The organism is Aeromonas sp. CA23 (assembly GCF_002587065.1).
Lineage (GTDB): Bacteria > Pseudomonadota > Gammaproteobacteria > Enterobacterales > Aeromonadaceae > Aeromonas > Aeromonas bestiarum.
In genome coordinates this window covers 359,904-384,733 of sequence record NZ_CP023818.1, presented here as the reverse complement: position 1 = coordinate 384,733, position 24,830 = coordinate 359,904, and the positions used below count along the sequence as shown (strand labels likewise).

Annotated in this window: 27 protein-coding genes; 21 read left to right on the top strand and 6 right to left on the bottom strand. The window is 61.3% G+C overall.

What is annotated here, in order from left to right:
• The first annotated feature begins 24 nt into the window (after positions 1-24).
• From CK910_RS01800 to CK910_RS01775, 6 genes are all read left to right on the top strand, one after another.
• Positions 25-1,287: a GntP family permease gene (locus tag CK910_RS01800; protein ID WP_042869080.1), complete on the top strand. Its 1,263-nt coding sequence runs from the start codon at positions 25-27 to the stop codon at positions 1,285-1,287.
• A gap of 9 nt (positions 1,288-1,296) precedes the next feature.
• Positions 1,297-2,430, top strand: coding sequence for a glycerate kinase (locus CK910_RS01795; protein ID WP_098980800.1), 1,134 nt, complete (start codon positions 1,297-1,299; stop codon positions 2,428-2,430).
• Positions 2,431-2,642: 212 nt separating this feature from the next.
• Entirely contained in the window at positions 2,643-3,206 is a 564-nt protein-coding gene (locus CK910_RS01790) for an NnrU family protein (RefSeq protein ID WP_098980799.1), read from the top strand.
• 65 nt (positions 3,207-3,271) lie between these two features.
• Positions 3,272-3,805 carry a glutathione peroxidase gene (locus tag CK910_RS01785; protein ID WP_098980798.1) on the top strand — a complete coding sequence of 178 codons (534 nt, stop codon included), beginning with the start codon at positions 3,272-3,274 and terminating at the stop codon, positions 3,803-3,805.
• Between the two features lie 82 nt (positions 3,806-3,887).
• Positions 3,888-4,823 (top strand): LysR family transcriptional regulator, encoded by a 936-nt coding sequence (locus tag CK910_RS01780; protein ID WP_016349403.1) that lies wholly within the window; start codon positions 3,888-3,890, stop codon positions 4,821-4,823.
• A gap of 182 nt (positions 4,824-5,005) precedes the next feature.
• Positions 5,006-6,202, top strand: coding sequence for a NupC/NupG family nucleoside CNT transporter (locus CK910_RS01775; RefSeq protein ID WP_098980797.1), 1,197 nt, complete (start codon positions 5,006-5,008; stop codon positions 6,200-6,202).
• 298 nt (positions 6,203-6,500) lie between these two features.
• On the opposite strand, the gene CK910_RS01770 is transcribed toward CK910_RS01775, so the two are convergent.
• Both CK910_RS01770 and arfB read right to left on the bottom strand, forming a co-directional pair.
• Entirely contained in the window at positions 6,501-6,995 is a 495-nt protein-coding gene (locus CK910_RS01770; protein WP_043557503.1) for a methylated-DNA--[protein]-cysteine S-methyltransferase, read from the bottom strand.
• Positions 6,996-7,038: 43 nt separating this feature from the next.
• Positions 7,039-7,455, bottom strand: a complete 417-nt coding sequence (gene arfB / locus CK910_RS01765) for an alternative ribosome rescue aminoacyl-tRNA hydrolase ArfB (RefSeq protein WP_042038790.1) — start codon at positions 7,453-7,455, stop codon at positions 7,039-7,041.
• Positions 7,456-7,656: 201 nt separating this feature from the next.
• Between arfB and glnK the strand changes: the two genes are divergently transcribed.
• From glnK to CK910_RS01740, 6 genes are all read left to right on the top strand, one after another.
• Positions 7,657-7,995: a P-II family nitrogen regulator gene (glnK, locus tag CK910_RS01760; RefSeq protein WP_042869091.1), complete on the top strand. Its 339-nt coding sequence runs from the start codon at positions 7,657-7,659 to the stop codon at positions 7,993-7,995.
• A gap of 251 nt (positions 7,996-8,246) precedes the next feature.
• Positions 8,247-9,254: a Fe(3+) ABC transporter substrate-binding protein gene (locus CK910_RS01755; RefSeq protein ID WP_098980796.1), complete on the top strand. Its 1,008-nt coding sequence runs from the start codon at positions 8,247-8,249 to the stop codon at positions 9,252-9,254.
• 39 nt (positions 9,255-9,293) lie between these two features.
• A complete protein-coding gene (locus CK910_RS01750; protein ID WP_098980795.1) occupies positions 9,294-10,919 on the top strand; it encodes an ABC transporter permease in 1,626 nt (541 codons plus the stop codon).
• Positions 10,920-10,993: 74 nt separating this feature from the next.
• Entirely contained in the window at positions 10,994-11,128 is a 135-nt protein-coding gene (locus CK910_RS24480; protein WP_276329632.1) for a hypothetical protein, read from the top strand.
• Positions 11,129-11,148: 20 nt separating this feature from the next.
• On the top strand, positions 11,149-12,183 hold the full coding sequence (locus CK910_RS01745) for an ABC transporter ATP-binding protein (RefSeq protein ID WP_098980794.1): 1,035 nt from the start codon (positions 11,149-11,151) through the stop codon (positions 12,181-12,183).
• A gap of 102 nt (positions 12,184-12,285) precedes the next feature.
• Positions 12,286-13,191, top strand: coding sequence for a Dyp-type peroxidase (locus tag CK910_RS01740; protein ID WP_098980793.1), 906 nt, complete (start codon positions 12,286-12,288; stop codon positions 13,189-13,191).
• A gap of 88 nt (positions 13,192-13,279) precedes the next feature.
• Here the strand turns inward: CK910_RS01740 and argR are convergent, their stop codons facing one another.
• Entirely contained in the window at positions 13,280-13,750 is a 471-nt protein-coding gene (gene argR, locus CK910_RS01735; RefSeq protein WP_005308670.1) for a transcriptional regulator ArgR, read from the bottom strand.
• A 201-nt stretch (positions 13,751-13,951) separates the two neighbouring features.
• Between argR and CK910_RS01730 the strand changes: the two genes are divergently transcribed.
• The 7 genes from CK910_RS01730 (at position 13,952) to CK910_RS24015 (ending at position 19,186) form a co-directional block, all read left to right on the top strand.
• Entirely contained in the window at positions 13,952-14,692 is a 741-nt protein-coding gene (locus CK910_RS01730; RefSeq protein ID WP_043557508.1) for an ATP-binding cassette domain-containing protein, read from the top strand.
• 25 nt (positions 14,693-14,717) lie between these two features.
• Complete coding sequence (locus tag CK910_RS01725) at positions 14,718-15,455, top strand: transporter substrate-binding domain-containing protein (RefSeq protein WP_043140605.1); 738 nt, start codon at positions 14,718-14,720, stop codon at positions 15,453-15,455.
• Between the two features lie 3 nt (positions 15,456-15,458).
• Positions 15,459-16,109, top strand: a complete 651-nt coding sequence (artQ, locus tag CK910_RS01720; RefSeq protein ID WP_043140609.1) for an arginine ABC transporter permease ArtQ — start codon at positions 15,459-15,461, stop codon at positions 16,107-16,109.
• Between the two features lie 2 nt (positions 16,110-16,111).
• On the top strand, positions 16,112-16,237 hold the full coding sequence (locus tag CK910_RS24475) for a hypothetical protein (protein ID WP_301336237.1): 126 nt from the start codon (positions 16,112-16,114) through the stop codon (positions 16,235-16,237).
• A gap of 2 nt (positions 16,238-16,239) precedes the next feature.
• Positions 16,240-16,902 (top strand): arginine ABC transporter permease ArtM, encoded by a 663-nt coding sequence (gene artM / locus CK910_RS01715; RefSeq protein WP_043140611.1) that lies wholly within the window; start codon positions 16,240-16,242, stop codon positions 16,900-16,902.
• Between the two features lie 221 nt (positions 16,903-17,123).
• Complete coding sequence (gene mdh / locus CK910_RS01710) at positions 17,124-18,059, top strand: malate dehydrogenase (protein WP_098980792.1); 936 nt, start codon at positions 17,124-17,126, stop codon at positions 18,057-18,059.
• Between the two features lie 527 nt (positions 18,060-18,586).
• Positions 18,587-19,186: a tetratricopeptide repeat protein gene (locus CK910_RS24015; protein ID WP_043140619.1), complete on the top strand. Its 600-nt coding sequence runs from the start codon at positions 18,587-18,589 to the stop codon at positions 19,184-19,186.
• Positions 19,187-19,283: 97 nt separating this feature from the next.
• On the opposite strand, the gene hmpA is transcribed toward CK910_RS24015, so the two are convergent.
• Positions 19,284-20,477, bottom strand: a complete 1,194-nt coding sequence (gene hmpA, locus CK910_RS01700; RefSeq protein WP_098980790.1) for an NO-inducible flavohemoprotein — start codon at positions 20,475-20,477, stop codon at positions 19,284-19,286.
• A gap of 111 nt (positions 20,478-20,588) precedes the next feature.
• Here hmpA and CK910_RS01695 point away from each other — a divergent pair, with 111 nt between their 5' ends.
• Complete coding sequence (locus CK910_RS01695; RefSeq protein WP_042869116.1) at positions 20,589-21,056, top strand: Rrf2 family transcriptional regulator; 468 nt, start codon at positions 20,589-20,591, stop codon at positions 21,054-21,056.
• 31 nt (positions 21,057-21,087) lie between these two features.
• Here the strand turns inward: CK910_RS01695 and CK910_RS01690 are convergent, their stop codons facing one another.
• Positions 21,088-22,368: an HlyC/CorC family transporter gene (locus CK910_RS01690; RefSeq protein WP_043140623.1), complete on the bottom strand. Its 1,281-nt coding sequence runs from the start codon at positions 22,366-22,368 to the stop codon at positions 21,088-21,090.
• A 43-nt stretch (positions 22,369-22,411) separates the two neighbouring features.
• Positions 22,412-23,203 carry a cytochrome C assembly family protein gene (locus tag CK910_RS01685; RefSeq protein WP_065402074.1) on the bottom strand — a complete coding sequence of 264 codons (792 nt, stop codon included), beginning with the start codon at positions 23,201-23,203 and terminating at the stop codon, positions 22,412-22,414.
• Between the two features lie 202 nt (positions 23,204-23,405).
• Between CK910_RS01685 and ffh the strand changes: the two genes are divergently transcribed.
• Positions 23,406-24,782: a signal recognition particle protein gene (ffh, locus tag CK910_RS01680; protein ID WP_042038808.1), complete on the top strand. Its 1,377-nt coding sequence runs from the start codon at positions 23,406-23,408 to the stop codon at positions 24,780-24,782.
• The last annotated feature ends 48 nt before the right edge of the window (positions 24,783-24,830 follow it).

Below are 24,830 nucleotides of genomic sequence, written 5' to 3'. Positions count from 1 at the left end.
TCACTCATTTGAAAGGTGCCCGTCATGATCCCTGTATCCGCGCTTGGCGCTCTCGCCGCGCTCTCCATCGCCATCTTCCTCATCCTGAAGAAGGTGCCGCCCGCCTACGGCATGATAGTCGGCGCCCTGGCCGGTGGCCTGATCGGCGGGGCCGATCTGACCCAGACGGTCGCCCTGATGATAGGTGGCGCCCAGGGGATCACCACGGCTGTGATGCGGATCCTGGCGGCCGGTGTGCTGGCGGGCGTGCTGATCGAATCGGGCGCCGCCACCACCATAGCCGAGACCATAGTCAAGAAGCTGGGCGAGACCCGCGCCCTGCTGGCGCTGGCACTGGCCACCCTGATCCTGACCGCGGTCGGCGTCTTCGTGGACGTGGCCGTTATCACGGTCGCCCCCATAGCGCTCGCCATTGCCCGTCGCGCCGATCTCTCCAAGGCCGCCATACTGCTGGCCATGATAGGGGGCGGCAAGGCGGGCAACGTCATGTCCCCCAACCCGAATGCCATAGCCGCATCCGACGCCTTCCATCTGCCCCTCACCTCTGTGATGGCGGCCGGCATCATCCCGGGTCTGTTCGGGCTGGTGATGGCCTACTGGCTGGCCAAACGGCTGAACAACAAGGGCAGCAAGGTCGCCGCCGACGAGGTGGTTAGCTTCAGTGGCAGCAAGCTGCCCGGCTTTGCCGCCGCCATCAGTGCCCCCCTGGTCGCCATACTGCTGCTGGCCCTGCGTCCGCTGGCCGGTATAGTCGTGGATCCGCTCATCGCCCTGCCCCTCGGCGGTCTGGTCGGCGCCCTTATGATGGGCAAGTTCAGCAAGGTGAACCAGTTTGCGGTCTCGGGCCTGGCCCGCATGGCGCCGGTGGCCATCATGCTGCTGGGTACAGGTACTCTGGCGGGCATAATAGCCAACTCGGGTCTGAAGGATGTGCTGATCAGCGGCCTGACCGCCTCAGGTCTGCCCTCCTACCTGCTGGCCCCCATCTCGGGCGCCCTGATGTCGCTGGCGACCGCCTCGACCACGGCCGGGACTGTAGTGGCTTCCAACGTGTTCAGCTCCACCCTGATCGAGCTCGGCATCAGCAGCCTGGCGGGGGCCGCCATGATCCATGCCGGTGCCACCGTGTTTGACCACATGCCCCACGGCTCCTTCTTCCATGCCACCGGCGGCAGCGTCCACATGGGCGTGGGTGAGCGGCTCAAGCTCATCCCCTACGAAACCGCGGTCGGCCTGACCATTGCTGCCGTCTCCACCCTGATGTTCGGCGTGTTTGGCCTCGCCTAAGGAATTGATATGAAAATTGTTATCGCCCCCGATTCATTCAAGGAGAGCCTCAGCGCCATGGCGGTGGCCGATGCCATCGAGGCGGGTTTCAAGCAGGTGTTGCCAGATGCCACCTACATCAAGCTGCCCATGGCCGATGGCGGCGAGGGCACTGTGCAATCCCTGGTGGATGCCACGGGGGGCAGCATACTGCCGTTTTATGTGACAGCGCCGCTCGGCAACCAGGTGCAGGGCTTCGTCGGCCTGCTGGGGGATGGCGAACGCGCCGTCATCGAGATGGCGGCTGCCTCCGGCCTGCACCTTGTCCCCCCCGAGCTGCGCAATCCGCTGCACACCTCCAGCGTCGGCACAGGTGAGCTGATCCTGGCGGCCCTCGACATGGGGGTGAAGCACCTGATCCTCGGCATAGGCGGCAGTGCTACCAACGATGGCGGTGCCGGCATGATACAGGCGCTCGGCGGCAAGCTGCTCAAAAGCGATGGCACCCCCATAGCGCCGGGCGGCGCCGGGCTGGCGGAGCTGGCCACCATAGATCTGAGCGGGCTGGATTCGCGTTTGAGCAAGATCACCATAGAGGTGGCCTGTGACGTGGACAATCCGCTGTGCGGCCCGACAGGCGCCTCCGCCGTGTTTGGCCCGCAGAAGGGAGCCAACGCCGAGATGGTGGCCCAGCTGGATGCCAACCTCTCCCACTACGCCGACTGCATCGAGCACGCACTCGGTTGCCAGGTGAAGGCGATCCCGGGGGCCGGCGCTGCCGGTGGCATGGGCGCGGCCCTGGTGGGCCTGCTCGGTGCCGAGCTGAAACCCGGCATCCAGATCGTCATAGCGGCGTTGAAACTGGCCGAGGCGGTGGCCGATGCGGATCTCGTCATCACGGGGGAGGGACGCATCGACAGCCAGACCATTTACGGCAAGACGCCAATCGGTGTCGCACGCTGTGCCAAGCAGTTTGGCAAGCCGGTGATAGGTATTTCGGGCTGCCTCACCGACGATTACGGTGTGGTGCATGAGCACGGACTGGATGCGGTGTTCGCCGTGGTCAACCGCGCCATGTCCCTGCCGGAGGCGCTGGCCACCGCCACCACCAACCTGCAGCTCACGGCCCGCAACGTGGCCGCGCTCTATATGCTGCGCAGTTAATCCTTTTCTGGCTGGTGCCTGGCACCGGCCAAATCCTGCCCCGTGTCGCGGTGATGACCGGCATCCACTGCCGGTCTGCCCGAAACACCTTGCCGATCTGTCGATCGGCTTTTTTCATTATCCTGCTGTATCCCCACCACTTTTCTGCGGTTTCTGTGTTCCGGTTGCGCACTTTGCGGCATAGTGATCCCCCATAGTACAAGGAGCAACCCATGATCTTGCTGACCCTGGGGGTACTGCTGTTTACCCTTATCCACCTCTACCCCTGCTTCGCCGCTGCCCACAGGGACCGCCTGCGCGACCGGCTGGGGGAGAATCGTTACAAGGGACTCTTCTCGCTGCTGGTATTTGTCGCCATCGGCTTCATTCTTGCCGGCTGGCGCAGTGCCAGCCCCATGCCGCTCTACTTGCTGCCCGCCTGGGGGCCGACCCTGATGATGGCCGCCATGCCGATCGCGCTGATCCTGTTTTTCTCCGGCCAGGGGCCCAATCACCTGCGGCGCTGGCTGGTGCATCCCCAGTTGCTCGGCACCCTGATCTGGGCCGGTGCCCATCTGGCGGTCAACAGCGAGGCCCGCTCCCTGGTGCTGTTCGGTGGCATAGGTCTGTGGGCGCTGATCAGCATCATCTGGATTTCGGTGCGTGACTGGCAGCGTCATCCCCGTCCCGCGGCGAACTGGGTTGGCACCGGGATAAGCGTGGGGGCCGGGCTCGCGGTCACGGCGCTGCTGATCTTCTGGGGCCATGGCTGGCTGACCGGCATTCCGCTGCGCTGAGGCAGGGTTGAACCGGCTGCGCCGTTTGTGCGTATGACGCTCATCTGTTCAAAAGGAGTTGCCCGATGAAATGGTTCACTTTGTTATTGCTGCTCGGTGCGGGAGCCGTGTCTGCCGCCTGTCCCGACTACTTCAATGTGGAGATGCGAGAGCTCAACAACACCCAGCGCCACAACCTCTGCCAGCTGACCGAGGGCAAGGTGGTATTGGTGGTCAATACCGCCTCCTATTGTGGCTATCGCGGCCAGTTTCGGGATCTGGAGCAGCTCTACCAGACCTACAAGGACAAGGGATTGATAGTGCTGGGCTTTCCGTCCAACGACTTCTGGCAGGAGGCGGGGGATGAGGGCAAGACAGCCGCCGTCTGTCGCCGTGACTACGGGGTGACCTTCCCCATGTTCAACCGGCTGGCGGTGCGCGGTGACGATGCCAGCCCGCTCTACAAGGGGCTGGCCGCGGCGGCGGGCGAGGCGCCGGGCTGGAACTTTCACAAGTACCTGATCGGGCGCGACGGCAAGCTGGTCGCGAGTTATGGTGCGAACCAGAATCCGGCCGACGATCCCCTGCAAAAAGAGGTCAAACGGGCGCTCGGTCTTTAGGCCTACCCCGCTGCGGGCGGCTCTGGAATAATGGAGGCCCGCTTTCCTATCTGGTAATCCCGTGCTGCAACGTCTGCCCCAAATGGTGATCTTCGATGCCCTGGTCCGTGAACAGGGCATCTCGGCGGCCGCGCGACGGCTCGGCGTCTCCAAGTCCCACATCAGCAAGCAGCTGGCCCAGCTTGAGACCGAGCTCGGTGCCCAGCTGGTGCAGCGCACCACTCGCCGCTTCTCCCTGACCGAACTCGGCCAAGAGTATGCCCGTCACTGCCGCGCTCTGGTGGCGGTGGCGCTGGAGGCGGACTCCATGGTAGCGGAGCGCCGTGGCAAGGTAAGCGGCATCCTGCATCTGGGGGTCGGTCAGTCATTTGGCCGGTTGCACGTGATCCCGCGCCTCAAGGCGTTTCAGGATCGCTACCCAGAGCTGGAGCTGGAAGTCTCCCTGTTCGATCACAGAACCAACCTGGTGGATGAGGGGCTGGATCTCTGGATCACCACCTATGAAGACAAGCCAGAGGCGCTGGTGGGGCAGCGACTGGCGGATATCCACTTCGTGCTGGTGGCCTCGCCGGACTATCTGCTGAGCCACGGCACCCCGCTGCACCCCAGGGATCTGGCCCAGCACAACTGCATTACCTACCAGAGTCGGGAGCGGCGCTACCATGAGTGGTCGTTTCGCCAGGGCAAGGAGCGCCAGACGGTGCAGGTGGCCGGCAACTACCGGGTGGATCTGGCTGAGGCGGTACGGGATGCCGCCCTGGCTGGGCTCGGCATCGCCTATGTCGCCAACTACTTGCTGGACAAGGAGTTGCAGTCCGGCCAGTTGATCCCCCTGCTGCCCCAGTGGCGGCCGAACCAGAAGATGGCGGTGCACGCCGTCTACGCCAGACGCGAACATCTGGATCCCAAGATCCGGCTGTTCATCGATTTCCTCAAGGAGAGCTTCGGCCCGAATCCCTACTGGGAGCAGCGACTCGCCCCCTGGCTCGGTGGCAAATTGTCCGGCACAGAGGAATAATCGTTTCCATACACGAACACTGGCTTTCGCGTGATACCAAAATTGAACCAAATCAGCGGGTTGGCGCAACCGGTATCGTGCAAACGTTTTTGCTAACAGGGCTGTAACCAAGCGGGCTTGCAGTGGCGGAGCATGGAGCGCAGAATCCGCGCCCATCTTTTGCCCCACCTGATGGAATCCCTATGATAGCCCTGCTCGGCATACTGAGTATCCTGGCCCTGGCCGTGCTCTGCTCTGATAATCGTCGTCGTATCCCGTTGCGAACAGTGGGTCTCGCCCTCTGCCTGCAAGTCCTCTTCGCCGGCCTGGTGCTCTGGCTGCCTGCCGGTCAGCACGTGCTGAACGGGGTCAGCGAGAGCGTCAGCAGCGTGATCGGTTACGGTCAGGAGGGGATCGCCTTCCTGTTCGGCGATCTGGCCAAGTTCAAGCTGGGCTTCATCTTTGCGTTCAACGTACTGCCGGTCATCATCTTCTTCTCCGCGGTGATCGCCATCCTCTACCACATAGGCCTGATGCCGCGCGTCATAGCCCTGCTGGGCGGCGGCCTGCAGAAGCTGCTGGGTACCGGCCGTGCCGAGAGCCTCTCCGCCACCGCCAACATCTTCGTCGGCATGGTGGAGGCGCCGCTGGTGGTCAAACCCTATCTCTCCAAGATGTCCGACTCCCAGTTCTTCGCCGTGATGAGCTGCGGTCTCGCCTCCGTGGCCGGCGGCACTCTGGTGGGCTACGCCAGCATCGGGGTCGAGCTGAAATACCTGATAGCCGCGGCCTTCATGTCGGCCCCGGCCGGTCTGGCCATGGCCAAGATCCTGGTACCGCCCGGAATCGGCGAGGTGGATCACCATCAGGACGTGGAGATCCCCCGTGCGACCAACGTGATCGAAGCGGCGGCCGACGGTGCCATGGCTGGCCTCAACATAGCGGTCGCGGTCGGTGCGACTCTGCTGGCCTTCGTCGGGGTGATCGCCATGCTCAACGGCCTGCTGGGCTGGGCCGGTGATCTGGTGGGGCTGGAGCTGAGCTTCCAGATCATCCTGGGCTGGCTGTTCGCCCCCGTCTCCTGGCTGATCGGCGTGCCCTGGGATCAGGCCCAGGCCGCTGGCGCCCTGATAGGGACCAAGATAGTCATCAACGAATTCGTCGCCTTCATTGCCCTGGTGCAGGATCAGACTCTGAGTGAGTCGAGCAAGGCCATAGTCACCTTCGCCCTGTGCGGTTTCGCCAACATCTCCTCCATGGCGATCCTCATCGGTGGTCTGGGTGCCATGGTGCCGGAGCGCAAATCCTTCATCGCCCGTTACGGCATGCGCGCCATACTGGCGGGTGTGCTGGCGAACCTGATGAGTGCCTCGCTGGCGGGGCTCTTCCTCGCACTCTGATTGACCCTGAAGTTAGCACCTTCCGGTCAGAGCCCGCTTCGGCGGGCTTTTTTGTGGCCGCGTTCGGGCAAAAAAAAAAGCGCCTCAGAGGAGGCGCGGGGAAAAAAGACAGATTGGAAGCGTCACATGGGTGCCACTTGAATGAGGGATGAGCCATGCCATCCAAGTGTGAAGCCATGATGCCTGACCCTGTCTGAAGCCCTTCTGAGGCGATTCTTCATACTGTGTTCATTTTGCTAAACGCAAAACGGGGCCAAACCAGCGGCTGAAGCCCACGTTTACAGGGATGCCGCTGTTGTCAGGGAGTCAATTCAAATGAACCAGCGGTCTGTTGTTCCAGTGCCAGCAACCAGCGTTTGATGGGTATGCCGCCGGCATAACCGGTCAGCTCGCCACTGCGCCCTATCACCCTGTGACAGGGCACTATGATGCTGAGGGGGTTGCGGCCATTGGCTGCGCCCACCGCCCGCACCGCCTTGTGGTTGCCGATGGACTGGGCTATTTCGAGATAGCTGACGGTCTCGCCGTAGGGAATGTCGCACAGGGCGCGCCATACCGATTGCTGGAACGGGGTGCCTTTGGCGGCGAGCGGCAGCTCGAAGCGCTGCAGCCGGCCGGCGAAATAGGCGGCGAACTGTTCGACATAGGGCGCCAGCGCCAGATCATCCTGACGCCACTGCTGGGTCGGCATTATGGGACGCTCACCCTGCATGAACTCCACGTGGCGCAGGCCATCTTTATCGATGGCGATGAGCAGGGGGCCGTGGGCGCTGTCGCAAAAACTGTATCTCATCTTCTCTCATCCTTGGCGTGGGCAAGTCGTAAGGCTGGCGGTATTACTCCAGCACGGGTTTGCCGCGGGCCGACTTGATGTCGCCCTTGCGCTTCTTGGCGTCGACCCGCTTGCGCTGGGAGCTGCGGGTCGGCTTGGTGGCATGACGGGCCTTGGGGCGCCAGGCGGCCTTCTTCAGCAGCTCCACCAGGCGGCTCATGGCCTCCTTGCGGTTCATGTCCTGGCTGCGATGGGTCTCGACGCGGATCTGGATAAAGCCGTCGTGTACCCGGCTGTCGCTCAGCTTGTCGAGTCCCTCCTTGTAGAGATCCGGCAGGCTGGGGGAGCTGCGGTAATCGAAGCGCAACCAGACGGCGGAGTCGGTCTTGTTGACGTGCTGGCCGCCGGCACCCTGAGCCCGCATGGCTTGAAACTGCAGCTCATGCCAGGGCAGGGTCACGCTGTTGGAGATGACTAACATACTGCTGTGCTCTTGTTTGGTGCATCGGGAGAGGCTGGTTCAGCTTGGTGCCTCATTATGGGGCGAGATGCGCTCCCTTGGTGATGTTGGGGGGTATCTATCCCGGACACAAACACTATCCTTTTGAAATTAAACAATAAAAAGACTTGGCACAAGAATTGATTCCCAATTCATGACATACCATGGATTGGGAGCAACCAGATGAAGCTGATTACTGCGATTATCAAACCCTTCAAGTTGGACGATGTGCGCGAAGCCGTCGCCAACCTGGGGGTCGAGGGTCTGACCGTGTCCGAGGTCAAAGGGTTTGGCCGCCAGAAGGGGCACACCGAATTATACCGGGGAGCCGAGTACCAGGTCGACTTCTTACCCAAGGTGAAGCTGGAAATAGCGACGGCCGATGACAATGTCGAAGGTGTGATAGAGGCGATCTGCAAGGCGGCCTACACAGGCAAGATCGGTGACGGCAAGATCTTCGTATACGACCTGCTGCAGGCGGTGCGCATTCGCACCGGCGAGAGCGACGACGAGGCGCTCTGATCCCTCGCGCCTGATACCGGTTCGAGCAAGGGCACTCTGTTACTGATTGGCCGGACCGGACAGATTGCCGATGTGAAGTCGCGGATGGACTCCATGGTGGGGCTGGATAGGATTCTATCCGGCCCTTTTGTTTGCACGGCGTTTAAATATGTGATCCCGCACTCGATGTTTTCTTGATCCCGCTGTCGCGGCCAATGCAAAATACAAACAGCAATGGTTATCACTCGATATAGCAACTCAAGGAATGGATGATGAAAATGAAGATGCTGGCTCTGGTTTTCTCGACTCTGGCTGCTCAGGGAGCGTTGGCGGCAGGGGAGGTGAACGTCTACTCCAACCGGCAGGATGAGCTGATCAAGCCCATCATCCAGCAGTTCGAGAAGGAATCGGGTATCAAGGTCAACGTGGTGTTCGCCAAAGAGGGGTTGAACGAGCGTCTGGAGCGGGAAGGCAAGCTCTCCCCGGCCGATCTCATGCTGACCGTCGATATCAGCCGGTTGACCGATCTGGTGGACAAGGATCTGGTGCAGCCGGTGGACAGCAAGATACTGCAGGAGAATATCCCCGCCATCTATCGCGATCCGGACAACAAGTGGTTTGCCCTGACCACCCGGGTGCGTGCCATCTATTCCAGCAAGGATCGCCTCGGCAAGCTCGACACCATCAGCTATGAAGATCTGGTGAAGCCTGAATTCAAAGGGAAAATTTGTACCCGCAGCGGCAAGCACGAGTACAATGTGGCGCTGGTCTCCTCCATGATCGCCCATCACGGCATGGCAGATGCCAAGACCTGGCTGGAAGGGGTCAAGGCCAACCTGGCGCGCAAACCGCAGGGCAACGACCGGGATCAGGTCAAGGCGATCAAGGATGGCATCTGTGACCTGTCGCTCGGCAACAGCTACTATCTGGGCGCCATGCTGAAAGATCCGGCGCAGAAGTCCTGGGCCGATGCGGTCTACATCAACTTCCCGAACCAGGCCGACCGCGGTGCCCACGTCAACGTGAGCGGCGTGGCCATGACCAGGTACGCCAAGAACAAGGATGAAGCCCGCAAGCTGATGGAGTTTCTGGCTGGCGACACTGCCCAGCACATGTATGCGGACGTGAATGCCGAGTATCCGGTCAAGGCCGGGGTGGCGCCGTCCGCCATGGTCAAGTCCTGGGGCAGTTTCAAGTCTGACCCCATGCCGGTCAGCGATTATGCCAAGCACCGCAAAGACGCCTTGCAGCTGCTGGATGAAGTGAAATTCGACTTGTAATCAGATGGGGCCAAGGGCCCCATCAACTTCTGTGGTCTCATGAAAAATTGTGGATGGATTGCCGGCAGCTGGGCCACCGCCCTGCTGCTGGGTTTGCCGGTGCTCGCCCTGATCTTCTCCGCCTTCTCGGCAGAGGAAGACCTGTTTCGCCACCTCGCCGATACGGTACTGCTCGACTACCTCGGCAATACGCTGGGGCTGGTGGCGGGTGTGGTGCTGCTCAGCCTGCTGTTCGGGGTGCCCACCGCCTGGCTGGTCGCCATGTGCCAGGTGCCGGGGCGCCGCGCCCTGCAGTGGGCGCTGATGCTGCCCATGGCCATGCCCTCCTATATCGTTGCCTACGTCTATACCGACCTGCTCGACTACTCGGGGCCGCTGCAGGCGGGATTGCGAACCCTGTTTGAGTGGAGCAGACCGACGGATTACTGGTTCCCGGCCATTCGATCCCTCGGTGGCGCCGCCTGGGTGCTGGCGCTGGTGCTCTTCCCCTACGTCTATCTGCTGGCCCGCGCCTCGTTTCTGGAGCAGTCGGTCAGCCTGATCCACTCCAGCCGTTTGTTCGGCTGTACCCCCTGGCAGAGTTTTCGTCGTCTCAGCCTGCCGCTGGCGCGACCGGCCATCATGGTGGCCATCTCCCTGGTGGCGATGGAGACCCTGGCCGACTTCGCCACAGTCCACTTCTTTGCCATCAACACCCTGACCACGGCGGTCTACGACACCTGGCTCGGCTACGGCAGCCTGGCCACCGCCGCCAAGCTCTCCTGCCTGATGCTGCTGGCCGTGGTGCTGCTGATCGCCGTCGAGCGTCGCTCCCGTCGCCGGCAGCAGGTGTTCCAGAAATCCATGGGTCATGAGCCGCCGCTACGCTACCCGCTCAAGGGAATGAGTCGTTGGCTGGCCGGTCTCTGGTGCTGGGGACTGGTACTGGCCGGTTTCGGCCTGCCGTTCGTCATCCTGCTTGATTACGGGGTGCGCTATTTCGAACTCTCCTGGACGCCGGAGTTTGTCCGCTTCGCCGGCAACAGTCTGCTCATCTCGACGCTGACCGCTCTGCTCGCCATGGGCATAGCCCTGCTGCTCGGCTTCTTCCGCCGCCTCGATGGCGGAGTCAGGAGCCTGCTGCCCCTGCGCATCTCTGCCATGGGGTACGCCATGCCGGGCACTGTGCTGGCCATCGGCGTGCTGGTGCCGCTGACGGCCCTCGATTTTGCCATCAACGATCTGGCCGAGTGGCTCGGCCGCCAGGGCCCCGGCCTGCTGCTGACCGGCACCATCACCGCCATCGTGTTCGGCTACCTGGTGCGCTTCGTGGCCATCGCCATCGGCTCGGTAGAGAGCAGCATGGGCAAGATCTCCCCCAGCCTTGACATGGCGGCCCGCTCCCTGGGGCAGGGGGATGGCGGCATGCTGCGACGGGTTCATCTGCCGTTGGTGCGGCGCGGCCTGTTTGCCGGCGCCATGCTGGTGTTCATCGAATCCATGAAGGAGCTGCCCGCCGCCCTGCTGCTGCGGCCCTTCAACTTCGATACCCTGGCGACCCACGTCTATCAATTCGTCTCGGACGAGATGCTGGAGCGGGGGGCGCTCGGCGCCATCGTCATAGTGCTGGTGGGCTTGCTGCCGCTGATCTGGGTCAACCGCAGCCTGGACAGTCCGGGCCACTGAACGGGCAGATGAATCTCTGCAATCTTGTCCGGCCGCAGGTCGGTTCGAACCAAAAGAATATGAGGAAGTCAGCCGTGTCTTGCTTGCAGGTTGAAAATGTCAGTTGCCGTTACAACGGCCGCAATGTGCTGGAGCAGCTCTCCCTGACGGTGGCCGACAACGAGATCGTCTGCCTGTTTGAGGGTAGCGAGTGGTTGCGTCGAATTTAAAATATAAGGGGAAGCCAGCCGTGTCTTGCTTGCAGGTTGAAAATGTCAGTTGCCGTTACAACGGCCGCAATGTGCTGGAGCAGCTCTCCCTGACGGTGGCTGACAACGAGATCGTCTGCCTGCTGGGGGCGAGCGGTTGCGGCAAGACCACGCTGCTCAAGGCCATTGCCGGTCTGCTGCCGCTGGCAGGGGGCGCTATTCGCCTTGGCGATACCCTGCTGGATGGGCCCGGTGGCTGCGTGCCCCCCGAGGCGCGCAACATCGGCATGATTTTTCAGGATTACGCCCTCTTTCCGCACCTGACGGTGGCCGACAACGTCGGCTTCGGCCTGACCCGGCTCGATCGCAGCGCTCGCCAGCAGCAGGTGGATGAGGCGCTGACGCTGGTCAATCTGCAGGGGCTGGGTGCGCGTTATCCGCATGAACTCTCCGGCGGCCAGCAGCAGAGGGTCGCCATCGCCCGCGCCCTGGTGTGCAAGCCCAGGCTGATGCTGCTGGACGAGCCTTTCTCCAACATAGATACCCAGGTGCGGATGAAGCTTATTCTCGAGATCCGCGCCCTGCTCAAGCAGCAGGGGATAGGCGCCATCTTCGTCAGCCACAGCAAGGAGGAGGCGTTTGCCTTCGCCGACCGGCTGGCGCTGTTTCGGGCGGGTCACATCGAGCAGGTGGGCCAGCCGGAGCAGCTCTATCGTCGCCCGCAGAACCGCTTCGTGGCGGAGTTTCTCGGCGGGGTCAACTACCTGGCGGCCGAGGTGGTGGACAGCCACTGCGTGCAGACGTCGCTGGGGGTGGTGTGCGGCACCGAGCCTCACGGCCGTGCCGTGGGCGAGCTGCTGCAATTGATGCTCAGACCCCAGCAGCTGTTGCTGGAGGCCGTCGACGGCGGTGAGCTGGCGGTGCTGGAGCAGCAGTTCCTCGGCCATCACTGCCGGGTGTTGTTCGAGTGTGGCGGCCAGCGGCTCGAGGCCAGCATTGGCGAGCCGCTTGGCGGGATGCGGGCCAGGGTCAACCTTGCCCCGCATGCGCTGGTGCTGTTTGATCCATTGCCGTGACAGACCTGATATCGTTGTGAAATCAAGGAACTGGATTCACTCTGGTTTATAATCGCGCAACGCAACGCCAACATAGCTAATGCCTGTTCAGGGGAGAGATATATGAAAGCCCAAGCCGGGATCTGTGCAGAGCCGAATCTGCACGCCCTCTATCTGATGTTCAATCGCACCGGTGACGGAGCCGAACTGGTGGCCCGTCTGGCCAGCTTGCCTGCCCTGTGGGAAGCAGTTGCCGCCGATTTCCCCGATGCCAGTTTCAGCGGTCTGGTCGCCGTCGGCGCCGATGCCTGGGATGGTCTCTACCCTGCCGCCCGTCCGCCCCAGTTCCGTGGCTTTATGGCTCAGGAAGCCAATGGTCATAAGGCGCCGAATACCCCGTTTGATCTCTTCGTGCAGCTGCGCGCCGATCGGGTCGATGTGCTGCACCACGCCGGTCAGCGCGTGATGGCCCTGCTGGCGGGGCTGGTGGCCCTGGCGGAAGAGGTGCGTGGTTTCCGCAATCTGGATTGCCGGGATCTGACCGGCTTCGTCGACGGCACCGAAAACCCGCAGGATGAGCATAGGGCCGAAGTGGCGCTGCTCGAGGGGGGCGAATTTGCCGGTGGCTCCTATATCCACGTCCAGCGCTGGGTGCACGCCATGAGCGACTGGGAGAGGCTGGCCCTGAAAGAGCAGGAAGACATCATAGGTCGCACCAAGGCCGACAACATAGAGTATGAGTCGGCCGACAAGCCGCTGACCGCCCACATCAAGCGGGTCAACCTCAAGACCCCGAAGGGCGAGTCCATGGAGATACTGCGCCAGAGCATGCCCTGGGGCACCATGACAGAGCAGGGGCTCTACTTCATCTCCTGCTGTCGCACGCCGCAGCACTTCAACGCCATGCTGGCCAGCATGTACAAGGGGGAGGGCAGTCACTTCGACCACCTGCTGCGCTTCACCAGCGCCGTGACCGGGGCCGCCTTCTTCGCGCCGTCCGAGGATTATCTGGTGTCGCAGGGTAAATAAGCGCGGTTGAGATGACCAACAAAAATCCCGGCCTTGGCCGGGATTTTTCGTTCAGGGGGCGTCACCACAGCGGGACGGACGTGCCTGATTAAGGGGTCTGTTCGAACAGCTCGAGGGCGGAGAGGTAGAGCTCTTCGATGTCGGTGTCGCTGGTCGGGGTGATGAAGATGGTGTCATCACCGGCTATGGTGCCGAGGATCCCTTCGGCCTTGCCGAGGGAGTCGAGCAGGCGGGCGATGAGCTGGGCCGCCCCCGGACTGGTGTGGATCACCACCAGGGCGCCGTTGTGGTCGACGTCCAGTACCAGGTTCTTGAGCGGGCTGGAGGTGGTGGGCACGCCCAGTTCCACCGGCAGGCAGTAGACCATCTCCATCTTGGCATTGCGGGTGCGAACGGCGCCGAAGCGGCTCAGCATGCGCGATACCTTGGACTGGTTGATGTTTTCGAAGCCCATCTCTTGCAGGGCAGTCACTATCTCTGCCTGGGAGCCAAATCGTTCTTCTTTCAGCAAGGCTTTAAAGGCCTTGGCCAGTTTTTCTTGCTTGTCGTTATGCTTCATCTTGGACTCACGAATGAGGAGGTGTGGCTGCCTGTCACGCTCAGGCGGCAGATATGAACAGCGTGCCCATTTTGCATTCATGTGCCTATTTTTGCAAGGAAGCGGCGCTTGTTCTGCATATTGATTCAAAATTAGCTTGCATCCACCCATGTTGGGGCTAAAATCGGGACGAAATTTTGAAAACTTATTCAATTGGGCTGTATGGGTATTGAATTAATCGGTATCGAAAAATCCTGGCACAAGGTGCCGGTACTGCAAGATGTCAGCTTTCGGACTGCACCCGGTGAGACCTTGGTGCTGCTGGGCCCGAGCGGTGCCGGCAAGAGTTCGCTGCTGCGCATGATGAACCTGCTGGACACCCCGGATGCCGGTGTATTGCGCATAGGTGAAAGTGAATTTTCTTTCCCGTCCAGCCTCTCTGCCGCCGAATTCAACCGTCAGGCACAGGCGCTGCGCCGCAAGGTGGGCATGGTGTTTCAGCAGTACAATCTGTGGCCACATCTGACCGTGATGGAGAACCTGATCGAGGCCCCCGTCAAGCTGCTCGGCATGAGCAAGGCGGCGGCCACCGAGAAGGGCGCCTACCTGCTGACCCAGTTGCAACTGGCCGACAAGCGCGATGCCTGGCCTGCCCGGCTCTCCGGCGGCCAGCAGCAGCGGGTGGCCATCGCTCGTACCCTGATGATGGATCCCCAGGTGCTGCTGTTTGACGAGCCGACGGCGGCCCTCGATCCCGAGATCACCAAAGAGGTGGCGGAGATCATCCGCAATCTGGGCCAGACCGGCATCACCCAGGTGGTGGTGACCCACGAGGTGGAGTTCGCCCGCAAGGTGGCCAGTCAGGTGATCTATCTGGAGAAGGGACGGATCATCGAATCCGGCTCCGCCGCCATTTTCACATCCCCGCAAACCAGCCGGTTTGCCGAGTTCTTGATGCATTGATATTCAAATCGATAAGGAAGCTGTCATGAAAAAGAGTCTGTTGCTGGTTGCTGCCATGGGCCTGTTGAGCACCTCGGTGCTGGCCAAGGAGATCAAGTTCGCCACCGAGGCCACTTATGCTCCGTTCGAATACCTGGATGACAAGAACGAGTTCCAGGGTTTTGACATCGATCTGGCCCGTGCCATCTGCACCCAGGCCAAGCTGGAGTGCAGCTTCCACAACCAGGCCTTCGACAGCCTGATCCCCAGCCTCAAGTTCCGTCGCTATGACGCCGCCATCGCCGCCATGGACGTGACCCCGGAGCGGGCCGCCCAGGTCGACTTCTCCGACATCTATTACGAGAACTCCGCCGTGTTCGTGGCCAAGAAGGGCGCCTTCAAGGGGCCGGAAGAGCTGGTGGACAAGACGGTCGGCGTGCAGAACGGCACCTCCCACCAGTCCTATCTGGTGGACAACTGGATCAGCAAGGGCCTGCTGACCGTACCCTACGCCAGCTACCAGAGCGCTTTCCTCGACATGATGAACGGCCGTACCGACGGCGTCTTTGCCGATACCGCAGTCGCCGCCGACTGGCTCAAGCAGCACAAGGAATATGCCGTGATCGGCACCCCTGTGACCGACGCCAAGTATTTCGGTACCGGCTTTGGCATCGCGGTCGCCAAGGGCAATCAGGAGCTGTTGACTCAGCTGAACAAGGGGCTGGCCGAGATCAAGGCCAATGGCACCTATCAGAAAATCTTCGACAAATACTTCGCGCACTAAGCCATGTTGAGCCTGTTGTTGGATGCAGCCTGGATGACCCTGGGGCTGGCCTTGGCATCACTGGTCGGGGGCATGGTGCTGGCGCTGGCGTTCAGCGCCGCCGAACTGAGCAAGCAGCGCGCGCTGGTGTGGCCGGTGGCCACACTCACCACGCTGATCCGTGGCCTGCCCGAGTTGTTGGTGGTGCTGTTCATCTACTTCGGCTCGACCCAGGTGCTGTTCCTCATCACCGGCGAGTATGTGGAGTTCAGCCCGTTCGCCTGCGGCGTGCTGGCGCTCTCCCTGCTGTTTGCCAGCTATGCCACCCAGACCCTGCGGGCTGCGCTCAATGCGGTGCCCGCCGGACAGCGGCTGGCGGCGCTGGCGCTCGGCCTTGGCAAGGGACACATCTTCTTTCGCATCGTGCTGCCCCAGGCCTGGCGTCATGCCCTGCCGGGGCTCGGCAACCAGTGGCTGGTGCTGCTCAAGGACACGGCGCTGGTCTCCCTCATAGGGGTGAACGAGATGATGCGTCAGGCCCAGATGGCCTCGGCCAGCACCTATGAACCCTTTACCTGGTATGCCGCCGCGGCCCTCATCTATCTGGCCATCAGTCTGGTGAGTGAGTTCGGCCTCAAGCAGGCAGCCCGCTATACCCGCCGCTACGGAGGTTGACCATGCAGGACTATCTCATGACTCTGCTGGGGGGATTGGTGATCACCCTGCAATCGACCGTCTTCAGTCAGCTGAGTGAATGCGGTTTTAAGCAGACAGCTCGCTATACCCATCGCTACGGAGGTTGACCATGCAGGACTATCTTATGACGCTGCTGGGTGGGCTGGCGATTACCCTGCAACTTACGGCACTGAGCTTGCTGCTCGGCGTGCTGCTGGCCGCCGCCATGACCTGGGTGCTGGAACGACGGATTCCGGTGGCGACCCAGCTGGTACAGCTGTGGGTGCTGATCTTCACCGGCACGCCGCTGCTCATCCAGATCTTCCTCATCTATTACGGGCCGGGCCAGTTCGAGTGGCTCAAGTCCGGGCCGCTCTGGCCGCTGCTCAAGCAGCCCTGGTTCTGCGCCGTGCTGGCCCTTGGCTTCAACACGGCGGCTTACTCCACCCGGTTGTTCAAGGGGGCGCTGGATGCCATTCCATCCGGCGAGGTGGAGGCGTGCCGTGCACTCGGTTTCTCGGCCGGGCAGACCCTGTGGATGAAGGTGCGCCACGCCGCACGGCGGCTGGTACCCGCCTATTCCAACGAGGTGATCCTGGTGCTCAAGGGGAGTTCGCTCGCCAGCACCATCACCATCATGGATGTGATGGGTCTGGCCCAGCGCCTCAACGCCCAGACTTATGACACTCTGGCGGTGTTCACCGTGGCCGGTGGCCTCTATCTGACCATGAACGGATTGTTAACAATTGGGTTTCGCTGGTGTGAACGGCGAGCCCTGGCATTCCAGGCCTGAGTTCGGTAGATCTACCTATTTATGGTAAGGGGAAGTGCAGGGAATCTGTGCTTCCCCTCTGATTTTCTGCATTTCCCCCCATTTTTATTCACCGCCTGTTTCTTGGCTCACAGAACCCGTGATTGCAACTGTTATCAGATTGTTTTTTAGGGGGGGATCCATTAAGGTTGGGCCCACAACAAGAAACAACCTTAAACCTACGCTTAAACATGGAGTTGATCATGAAAGTTGCCGTTCTGGGTGCCGCCGGTGGCATAGGCCAAGCCCTCGCTCTGCTGTTGAAAAATCGCCTTCCTGCCGGTTCCGAACTGAGCCTGTATGACATAGCCCCGGTCACTCCGGGTGTGGCGGTCGATCTGAGCCATATCCCGACTGACGTGAAAGTAAAAGGTTTCTGCGGTGAAGATCCGAGCCTGGCTCTGGTCGGCGCCGATGTGGTGCTGATCTCCGCCGGTGTGGCGCGCAAGCCCGGTATGGATCGTTCCGATCTGTTCAATATCAACGCCGGTATCGTCAAGAATCTGGTGGAAAAATGTGCCGCTACCTGCCCGAAAGCGCTGATCGGCATCATCACCAACCCGGTCAACACCACGGTTGCCATCGCCGCCGAAGTGCTGAAGAAAGCTGGTGTCTATGACAAGCGCCGCCTGTTCGGTGTCACCACCCTGGACGTGATCCGTGCCGAGACCTTCGTGGCCGAGGCCAAGGGTCTGAACGTCGACAAGGTGCGTGTCAACGTGATCGGTGGCCACAGTGGCGTGACCATTTTGCCGCTGCTGTCCCAGATCGAAGGCGCCTCCTTCACTGCTGAAGAAGTGGCTGCCATGACCAAGCGTATCCAGAACGCCGGTACCGAAGTGGTGGAAGCCAAGGCCGGTGGCGGATCTGCCACCCTCTCCATGGGCCAGGCGGCCTGCCGTTTCGGTCTGTCGCTGATCAAGGGTCTGCAAGGCGAAGCCAACGTCATCGAGTGCGCCTATGTGGAAGGCGACGGCAAACATGCGACCTTCTTCGCGCAACCCATACTGCTGGGCAAGAACGGCGTCGAAACCGTACTGGACTACGGCAAGCTGAGTGCCTTCGAGCAAGCGGCTATGGATGGCATGCTGGCCACCCTGAAAGCCGATATCCAGCTGGGTGTCGACTTCGTCAAGTAAGCCGTATGGCTGACAAACAAGGGGAGCTTCGGCTCCCCTTTGTCATGGGTGACAGATGCAGATGGCGACGGGCTAAGGGGATGGGGCCGGCTGCCGATAACAGAGAGCAGCAGGAGAACCTTATGATGAAACCACTTACCCTTGTCGGCCTTGTCTGTTTGCTGACCACCCAGGTACAGGGCGCTGAGCCTCAGGCGTCCGCCGCCACCCCCACAGCGAGCAGCGCGGTTTCCGCTGCCGAGCAGGCGATGGCATCCCAGAGCGCAGTGTCTGCCGCCGAGTCGCCAGCGGTTACAGCCCAGAGCGCAGTGTCTGCCGCCGAGTCGCCAGCGGTTGCAGTCCAGAGCGCTGTGTCTGCCGCTGCCCAGCCTGCCGGATCCGGCGCTGTTCCCGCTGCCGCGCCCTTGCCTGTTGCGTCCGAGTCGACACCCGCAGCTGAGCCCGCTCCCGTTGCGACGGGATCTGCGCCTGCGACCCCATCCCCCGCCGCCACAGCGGAGAGCGGACTCTCTCCGACCAGCCGGCCCATGACCAGCACGCCATCGGGTGGCGGCGGTCTGGGCATCGACAGCAGCAATTTGCAGGCGGTCCCCCTCTATCGCCAGGACGAGCTGCTCAACTGGATTGAACAGGGTCGTCACTTGCAGCAGGTGAAGCAGGACAGGTGCCAGCTTACTCAGGACATAGAGGTGCGGGCCGAGGTGATGAAGGTGCCGGCCTATCAGTTCCTGTGGGGCGACATGCTGGCCTGGGGTGTCTGCATCAAGCCTGATGCCGAGCTCGGGGTCAAATTCATGTGGGAGGCGGCCAATCAAGGGCTGGCGCCGGCGCTGGAACAGCTGGGCCGCTACTACTGGAAGGGCACCCTGGTGCAGAAGGATCTGGTCAAGGCCGAGACCCTGATGCGTGAAGCCGCCAGTCTGGGATTTCAACGGGCACAGGTCGAGTGGGTCGAGATGCTGCTGCAGGGGATGGGCAGCCCGCTGGATTATGAAGAGGCCTACCACTGGCTGCACAGCACTGTGATCGGTGACAAGGCGCTGCATCAGAAGGCGACCAGCCTGCTGAGCCGCCTGGCCAACCGCATGCCGGCCAATGCCATCGCCCGTGCCAAGGCGATGCACTGAATAAAAAATGACCCACAGATCTGCATCTGTGGGTCCGGATCCGGCCGCCGTGCCATGACAGGCTGGATCCTCCTTGCTTTATAGGGGGCTGCCTCGTTTAAAGATCCTGATGGGGACCAAAAACTTCGTAGTGCAGCTGATCGGCCGGTATGCCCGCCGCGCTCAACTGCGCCTTGATCGCCTGCATGAAGCCAAGCGGACCGCAGAAGTAGTAGTGGGCCTGCGGCGCCAGCAACTCGGCCACCTGGCTCAAGTCCATGGTGCCGTGGAAGTCGTAGTCCTTCCCTTGCTCATCCTGAGCCTCCGGCTCCCGATACCAGACCCGGCTCTGCAGCTGGTCGTGCTGCTCGTGCTTGTGCCGGATATCCTCCTTGAAGGCGTGCAGTGCACCCTGTTCACAGGCATGCAGCCAGCAGATGTCGGCCGCATGGCCCTTGGCCAGCAGCTGGTTGAGCATGCTCAGCATGGGGGTGAGGCCCACGCCGGCAGAGAGCAGTACCACGGGCGTGCTGGCATCGGCCTGCAGGAAGAAGTCGCCGGTCGGTGGCATCAGTTCCACCTGATCGCCAGCATGCAGATGATCGTGCAGCAGGTTGGAGACCTGGCCCTGGGGCTCGCGCTTGACGCTGATGCGGTAATCGCGACCGTTCGGCGCATCGGAGAGGGAGTATTGGCGGATCTCCTGATATTCGAGCTCGGGGTGGGCCAGCTTGATGCTGAGGTACTGGCCCGGCTTGAAGTGCAGCACGGGTTTGCCATCGAGCGGCGCCAGTACGAAGGAGGTGATGAGCTCGCTCTCGACCCGTTTCTCCTTGATGATGAAGGGGCGGGGACCCTGCCAGCCACCGATCTCGCTCGCCTTCTCCTGATAGATCTCGCTCTCCCGGCCGATGAAGATGCTGGCCAGTACACCGTAAGCCTTGCCCCAGGCATCCAGCACCTCTTCGGTGACCGCACTTCCACCCAATTCTTTGAGCGTGGCCAAGAGATGACTACCTACAATGTGATATTGTTCCGGCTGGATCATGAAACCCGTGTGTTTGTGGGCGATGCGTTCCACCGCGCCGGCCAGGGCTCCCAGGTTGTCGATATTCCTGGCGTAAGCCGCCACCGCATTGAACAGCGCCAGCGGTTGACCGCCGCTGCGCTGGTGCGCCAGGTTGAAAATATCCTTCAGTTCCGGGTTGTGACTGAACATGCGCTGGTAGAAATGCTGGGTGAGGGCAGGCCCCGCCGATTCGAGCAAAGGGATGGTGCTTTTGATGACGGCGATGGTGGCTTGGTCTAACATAGGAGGTCCTTGCTAATTGAACATCTAAAATGTCACTTAATAAGCTGCATCCTAGATGTTTATTTGATCTGAATCAATAATCAATTTTCCGCGTTATGCGACACAGGCACTATGAGACTAACTAGCTATACCGATTTTGGATTGAGAGCCCTGCTCTATCTGGCGACCCTGCCACAGGGCGAACTGTCGAGCGTGGCCAAGGTCTCCGCCTTGTATGGCGTCTCCCGCAACCACATGGTTAAGGTGGTAAATCAACTGGTGAAGCTGGGCTATCTGCAATCCCAGCGCGGCAAGAATGGCGGGATCCGCATGGCCTGCGCGCCGGAGACAGTCAATATCGGCCAGGTGATCCGGGCGCTGGAGGGCAATCTGGACGGCATCGACTGCAACTCGCCCGCCTGCCACATAGTCTCTGTCTGCTTGCTGAAGAATGCCCTGAAGGAGGCGATGAACGCCTTTTTGGCGGTGATGGACAGCTACACGCTGCAAGACCTGCTGGCCAATCGCGAGGAGCTGCAGAAGGTGTTCGGCGACTTGATCCCGACCCTGGTGCTGGAGCCGGACGAGGAGAGCGAGTGAGATAAAAAAGGCTGCCATCGGCAGCCTTTTTTCAATCTTCGAATCCCGACTCGTTGCGGTATAAATCAGGCATGATCCGCGCCATCTTCACCATGTTGTTCTCCACTTCCAGGATCTCGATGGGATAGCCGGCCAGCCGCAGGCTGATGTTGGGCTGGGGGATCTCCTCTAGGTACTCCAGGATGACACCGTTCAGGGTTCTGGGCCCGTCGATGGGCAACCGCCAGCTCATCTCCTTGTTCAGCTCGCGGATGCTGGCCGAGCCCTCCACCAGAAACGAGCCATCCGGCTGGGGGTGGATCTCGTCGCTGGGCGCCGGTGTCATGGAGGTGGTGAAGTCGCCCACTATCTCTTCCAGTATGTCATCCAGGGTGATCAGCCCCTGAATATCCCCGTACTCATCCACTATGAGGCCGATCCGCTCCTTGTTGCGCTGGAATTTGGCCAGTTGCACGTTGAGCGGCGTGCCTTCCGGGATGAAGTAGATCTCGTCCACTTCCCGCAGCAGGCTCGACTTGTTGAACTGATCCCTGGCCATCAGCCGCAGCGCATCGCGGGCGTGCAGGAAGCCCACCACATCGTCGATGTTGTCGCGGTAGAGCAGGATCTTGGTATGGGCACAGTGGGCCAGCTGACGCAGTATGGTCTTCCAGTCATCGTTGATGTCGATGGCGTAGATATCGCTGCGCGGCACCATGATGTGCTCCACCGTCATCTTGTCCAGATCCAGAATGCTGAGCAGCATCTCCTGATGGCGCTGGGGGATCAGGCTGCCCGCCTCGTTGACTATGGTGCGCAGCTCCTCGGTATTGAGGGAGTCATCCTTGTTGGGATGGAGCCTGAGCAGCTTGAGCAGACCGCTGGTGATGCCGTTGATCAGCCAGACAAAGGGGTAGAGCGGCACCATCAGCCCCTTGAGGATCCAGGAGGCGGGATAGGCGATCTTCTCCGGGTACATGGCCGCCAGCGTCTTGGGAGTCACCTCGCCAAACACCAGCACTATCAGGGTCAGGCCGAAGGTGGCGATGGCTACCCCGAAGGCGCCAAACAGCCTGATGCAGACTATGGTGGCGATGGCCGAGGCGAGGATGTTGACCAGGTTGTTGCCGATCAGGATCAGCCCCAGCAGACGATCCGGGCGGGACAGCAGCTTCTCTACCCGACGGGCAGCCTTGTGCTTGGTTTGAGCCAGATGCCGCAGCTTGTAGCGGTTGAGCGACATCATGCCGGTTTCAGAACTTGAGAAAAAAGCAGACAAGAGGATCAAAATAACGAGAACAATCAATAATGTGCTCGTTGATATGCTGTCCAAGAAGGGCTCCTGTGGGGGCTGGATGAGTAAAGGGGGGTGAGTATCAGCTCAGCAGGACTTCTTTGACGAAGCGGCTGCCAAAGTAGGCCAGGGTCAGGATGAAGCTGCCGATCAGGCTCAGGGTGATGACCTTGCGACCGCGCCAGCCACGGGTGTGATGACCCCACAGCAGCAGCACGTAGACGCACCAGGCCAGGATCGAGAGGATCGCCTTGTGGGATTTGCCCTGGGCGAACATGTCTTCCAGGAAGAAGAGGCCGGAGGCGATGGAGAGGGTCAGCAGGAACAGGCCTGCCGAGATGAGCTGGAACAGCCGTTTCTCCACCGTCATCAAGGGCGGCATGGCTGGCAACTGACTGATCTTGCGGGACTTCAGCTGTCTGTCCAGACAGGCGAGCTGCAGCGCGAACAGGCAGGCGATCATCAGCACCGAATAGGCCATCAGCGCGAGCCCTATGTGCAGCAGCAGTTGGGGATGGGCCTCCAGATGGGTGATATAGCGACCCGGGATCAGGGCGCTGGCGGCCAGCAGCAGGGCGGAGAAGCTGTAGACCACGGGCAGCAGGATCCAGCCGTTGAAGCGGCGGGTGACGCAGGTCATGAAGCAGCTGATGATGAGGCTGACCAGGGACGCGACGTTGAGCATGCTCAGGTTCTGGCCTGAATGGGTCACCAGCACTTCGCCGGCCACGGCGGCGCCGTGCCCAATCAGGGCCAGTCCGATACAGGCAAACAGGGGAGCTTGCCCCACAGGTTTGGCACTGAGCAGCAGGTGCAGCGAGGCGATGATGGCCAGCAGATAGAACGCCAGGGCCAGAACAGAGATCACGATCATAACCAGGTCGTTGTTGAACAGGCAGTTGGGAATAGGAGAGGCAGTATACCTTGCACAAGATGTGCTCGCCAGTTGTGCTACCGCCGATCTGCCCATATATAGGGAGCAGGTCCCCATTGCTGCCGTGCGGTGAATAATCGTCCTCGCGTCCGCTCTGGGTTATAATGCCCCCAATTTATTACGCCAAGAACCGGAATCCGTCATGTTTGAGAATTTGACTGAACGACTCTCGCGCACCTTGCGCAATGTCAGTGGGCGCGGTCGCCTGACCGAAGAGAACATCAAGGATACCTTGCGCGAAGTCCGCATGGCGCTGCTCGAGGCGGACGTCGCCCTGCCGGTGGTGCGTGACTTCGTCGCTCGCGTCAAGGAGCGGGCGGTCGGCCAGGAAGTGGCCAAGTCCCTGAGTCCGGGCCAGGCCTTCATCAAGATAGTGCACGGTGAACTGGTCTCGGTGATGGGCGAGGCCAACGAGCAGCTCAACCTGGCCGCCCAGCCGCCGGCCATCATACTGATGGCGGGTCTGCAGGGTGCCGGTAAGACAACGACCGTAGGCAAACTGGCCAAGCTGCTCAAAGAGCGCAGCAAGAAGAAGGTGCTGGTGGTCAGTGCCGACGTCTATCGCCCCGCGGCTATCAAGCAGCTGGAGACGCTGGCGAGCGACATAGGCGTCGATTTCTTCCCGAGTGATGCCAGCCAGAAACCGGTCGACATCGCCACCGCCGCCATCGATCAGGCGCGCAAGAAGTTCTATGACGTTGTGATAGTGGATACCGCCGGTCGTCTGCACGTCGACAGCGACATGATGGACGAGATCATCCATCTCCACGCCACCATCAAGCCGATCGAGACCCTGTTCGTGGTGGACGCCATGACGGGTCAGGATGCCGCCAACACCGCCAAGGCGTTCAACGAGGCGCTGCCGCTCACCGGCGTGATCCTCACCAAGGCGGACGGCGACGCTCGCGGTGGTGCCGCCCTTTCCGTGCGCCACATCACCGGCAAGCCGGTCAAGTTCATCGGTATGGGCGAGAAGACAGATGCGCTGGAGCCGTTCCATCCGGATCGTCTAGCCTCCCGCATCCTCGGCATGGGCGACGTGCTGTCGCTTATCGAGGAAGTGGAGCGCAATGTCGACAAGGAAAAAGCCGCCAAGCTGGCCAACAAGGTCAAGAGTGGCAAGGGCTTCGATCTGGAAGATTTCCGCGAACAGCTGGCCCAGATGCGCAACATGGGCGGCATGATGGGCATGCTCGACAAGCTGCCGGGCATGTCTGGTCTGCCGGACAACGTCAAGGATCAGATGGATGACAAGCTGACCGTGCGGATGGAGGCCATCATCAGCTCCATGACGCCCAGGGAGCGTGCCCATCCCGATCTCATCAAGGGATCTCGCAAGCGCCGTATCGCCGCAGGTTCCGGCATGCAGGTGCAGGACGTGAACAAGCTGCTCAAGCAGTTCACCGAGATGCAGCGCATGATGAAGAAGATGTCCGGCAAGGGCGGCATGCGCAAGATGATGGGGCAGATGAAGAACATGTTGCCGCCAGGATTCGGTGGCGGTCGCGGTCCCTTCTGATCCCGACCGTTTCAGCCAGGCCAGGGGCTCACCAGAGGTGGGCCCTTT

Excerpts from the sequence above, each read along its gene's own strand:
- glnK (WP_042869091.1), top strand. The coding sequence starts at position 7,657 with ATGAAGCTGATTACTGCGATTATCAAACCCTTCAAGTTGGACGATGTG.
- CK910_RS01800 (WP_042869080.1), top strand. The coding sequence starts at position 25 with ATGATCCCTGTATCCGCGCTTGGCGCTCTCGCCGCGCTCTCCATCGCC.
- mdh (WP_098980792.1), top strand. The coding sequence starts at position 17,124 with ATGAAAGTTGCCGTTCTGGGTGCCGCCGGTGGCATAGGCCAAGCCCTC.
- CK910_RS01750 (WP_098980795.1), top strand. The coding sequence starts at position 9,294 with ATGAAAAATTGTGGATGGATTGCCGGCAGCTGGGCCACCGCCCTGCTG.
- CK910_RS01790 (WP_098980799.1), top strand. The coding sequence starts at position 2,643 with ATGATCTTGCTGACCCTGGGGGTACTGCTGTTTACCCTTATCCACCTC.
- CK910_RS24475 (WP_301336237.1), top strand. The coding sequence starts at position 16,112 with ATGCAGGACTATCTCATGACTCTGCTGGGGGGATTGGTGATCACCCTG.
- argR (WP_005308670.1), bottom strand. The coding sequence starts at position 13,750 with ATGAAGCATAACGACAAGCAAGAAAAACTGGCCAAGGCCTTTAAAGCC.
- artQ (WP_043140609.1), top strand. The coding sequence starts at position 15,459 with ATGTTGAGCCTGTTGTTGGATGCAGCCTGGATGACCCTGGGGCTGGCC.
- CK910_RS01770 (WP_043557503.1), bottom strand. The coding sequence starts at position 6,995 with ATGAGATACAGTTTTTGCGACAGCGCCCACGGCCCCCTGCTCATCGCC.
- CK910_RS01780 (WP_016349403.1), top strand. The coding sequence starts at position 3,888 with ATGGTGATCTTCGATGCCCTGGTCCGTGAACAGGGCATCTCGGCGGCC.
- CK910_RS01730 (WP_043557508.1), top strand. The coding sequence starts at position 13,952 with ATGGGTATTGAATTAATCGGTATCGAAAAATCCTGGCACAAGGTGCCG.
- ffh (WP_042038808.1), top strand. The coding sequence starts at position 23,406 with ATGTTTGAGAATTTGACTGAACGACTCTCGCGCACCTTGCGCAATGTC.
- CK910_RS01685 (WP_065402074.1), bottom strand. The coding sequence starts at position 23,203 with ATGATCGTGATCTCTGTTCTGGCCCTGGCGTTCTATCTGCTGGCCATC.
- CK910_RS01795 (WP_098980800.1), top strand. The coding sequence starts at position 1,297 with ATGAAAATTGTTATCGCCCCCGATTCATTCAAGGAGAGCCTCAGCGCC.
- CK910_RS01740 (WP_098980793.1), top strand. The coding sequence starts at position 12,286 with ATGAAAGCCCAAGCCGGGATCTGTGCAGAGCCGAATCTGCACGCCCTC.
- CK910_RS01755 (WP_098980796.1), top strand. The coding sequence starts at position 8,247 with ATGAAAATGAAGATGCTGGCTCTGGTTTTCTCGACTCTGGCTGCTCAG.
- hmpA (WP_098980790.1), bottom strand. The coding sequence starts at position 20,477 with ATGTTAGACCAAGCCACCATCGCCGTCATCAAAAGCACCATCCCTTTG.
- artM (WP_043140611.1), top strand. The coding sequence starts at position 16,240 with ATGCAGGACTATCTTATGACGCTGCTGGGTGGGCTGGCGATTACCCTG.
- arfB (WP_042038790.1), bottom strand. The coding sequence starts at position 7,455 with ATGTTAGTCATCTCCAACAGCGTGACCCTGCCCTGGCATGAGCTGCAG.
- CK910_RS01785 (WP_098980798.1), top strand. The coding sequence starts at position 3,272 with ATGAAATGGTTCACTTTGTTATTGCTGCTCGGTGCGGGAGCCGTGTCT.
- CK910_RS01725 (WP_043140605.1), top strand. The coding sequence starts at position 14,718 with ATGAAAAAGAGTCTGTTGCTGGTTGCTGCCATGGGCCTGTTGAGCACC.
- CK910_RS01695 (WP_042869116.1), top strand. The coding sequence starts at position 20,589 with ATGAGACTAACTAGCTATACCGATTTTGGATTGAGAGCCCTGCTCTAT.
- CK910_RS01775 (WP_098980797.1), top strand. The coding sequence starts at position 5,006 with ATGATAGCCCTGCTCGGCATACTGAGTATCCTGGCCCTGGCCGTGCTC.
- CK910_RS24015 (WP_043140619.1), top strand. The coding sequence starts at position 18,587 with ATGACCAGCACGCCATCGGGTGGCGGCGGTCTGGGCATCGACAGCAGC.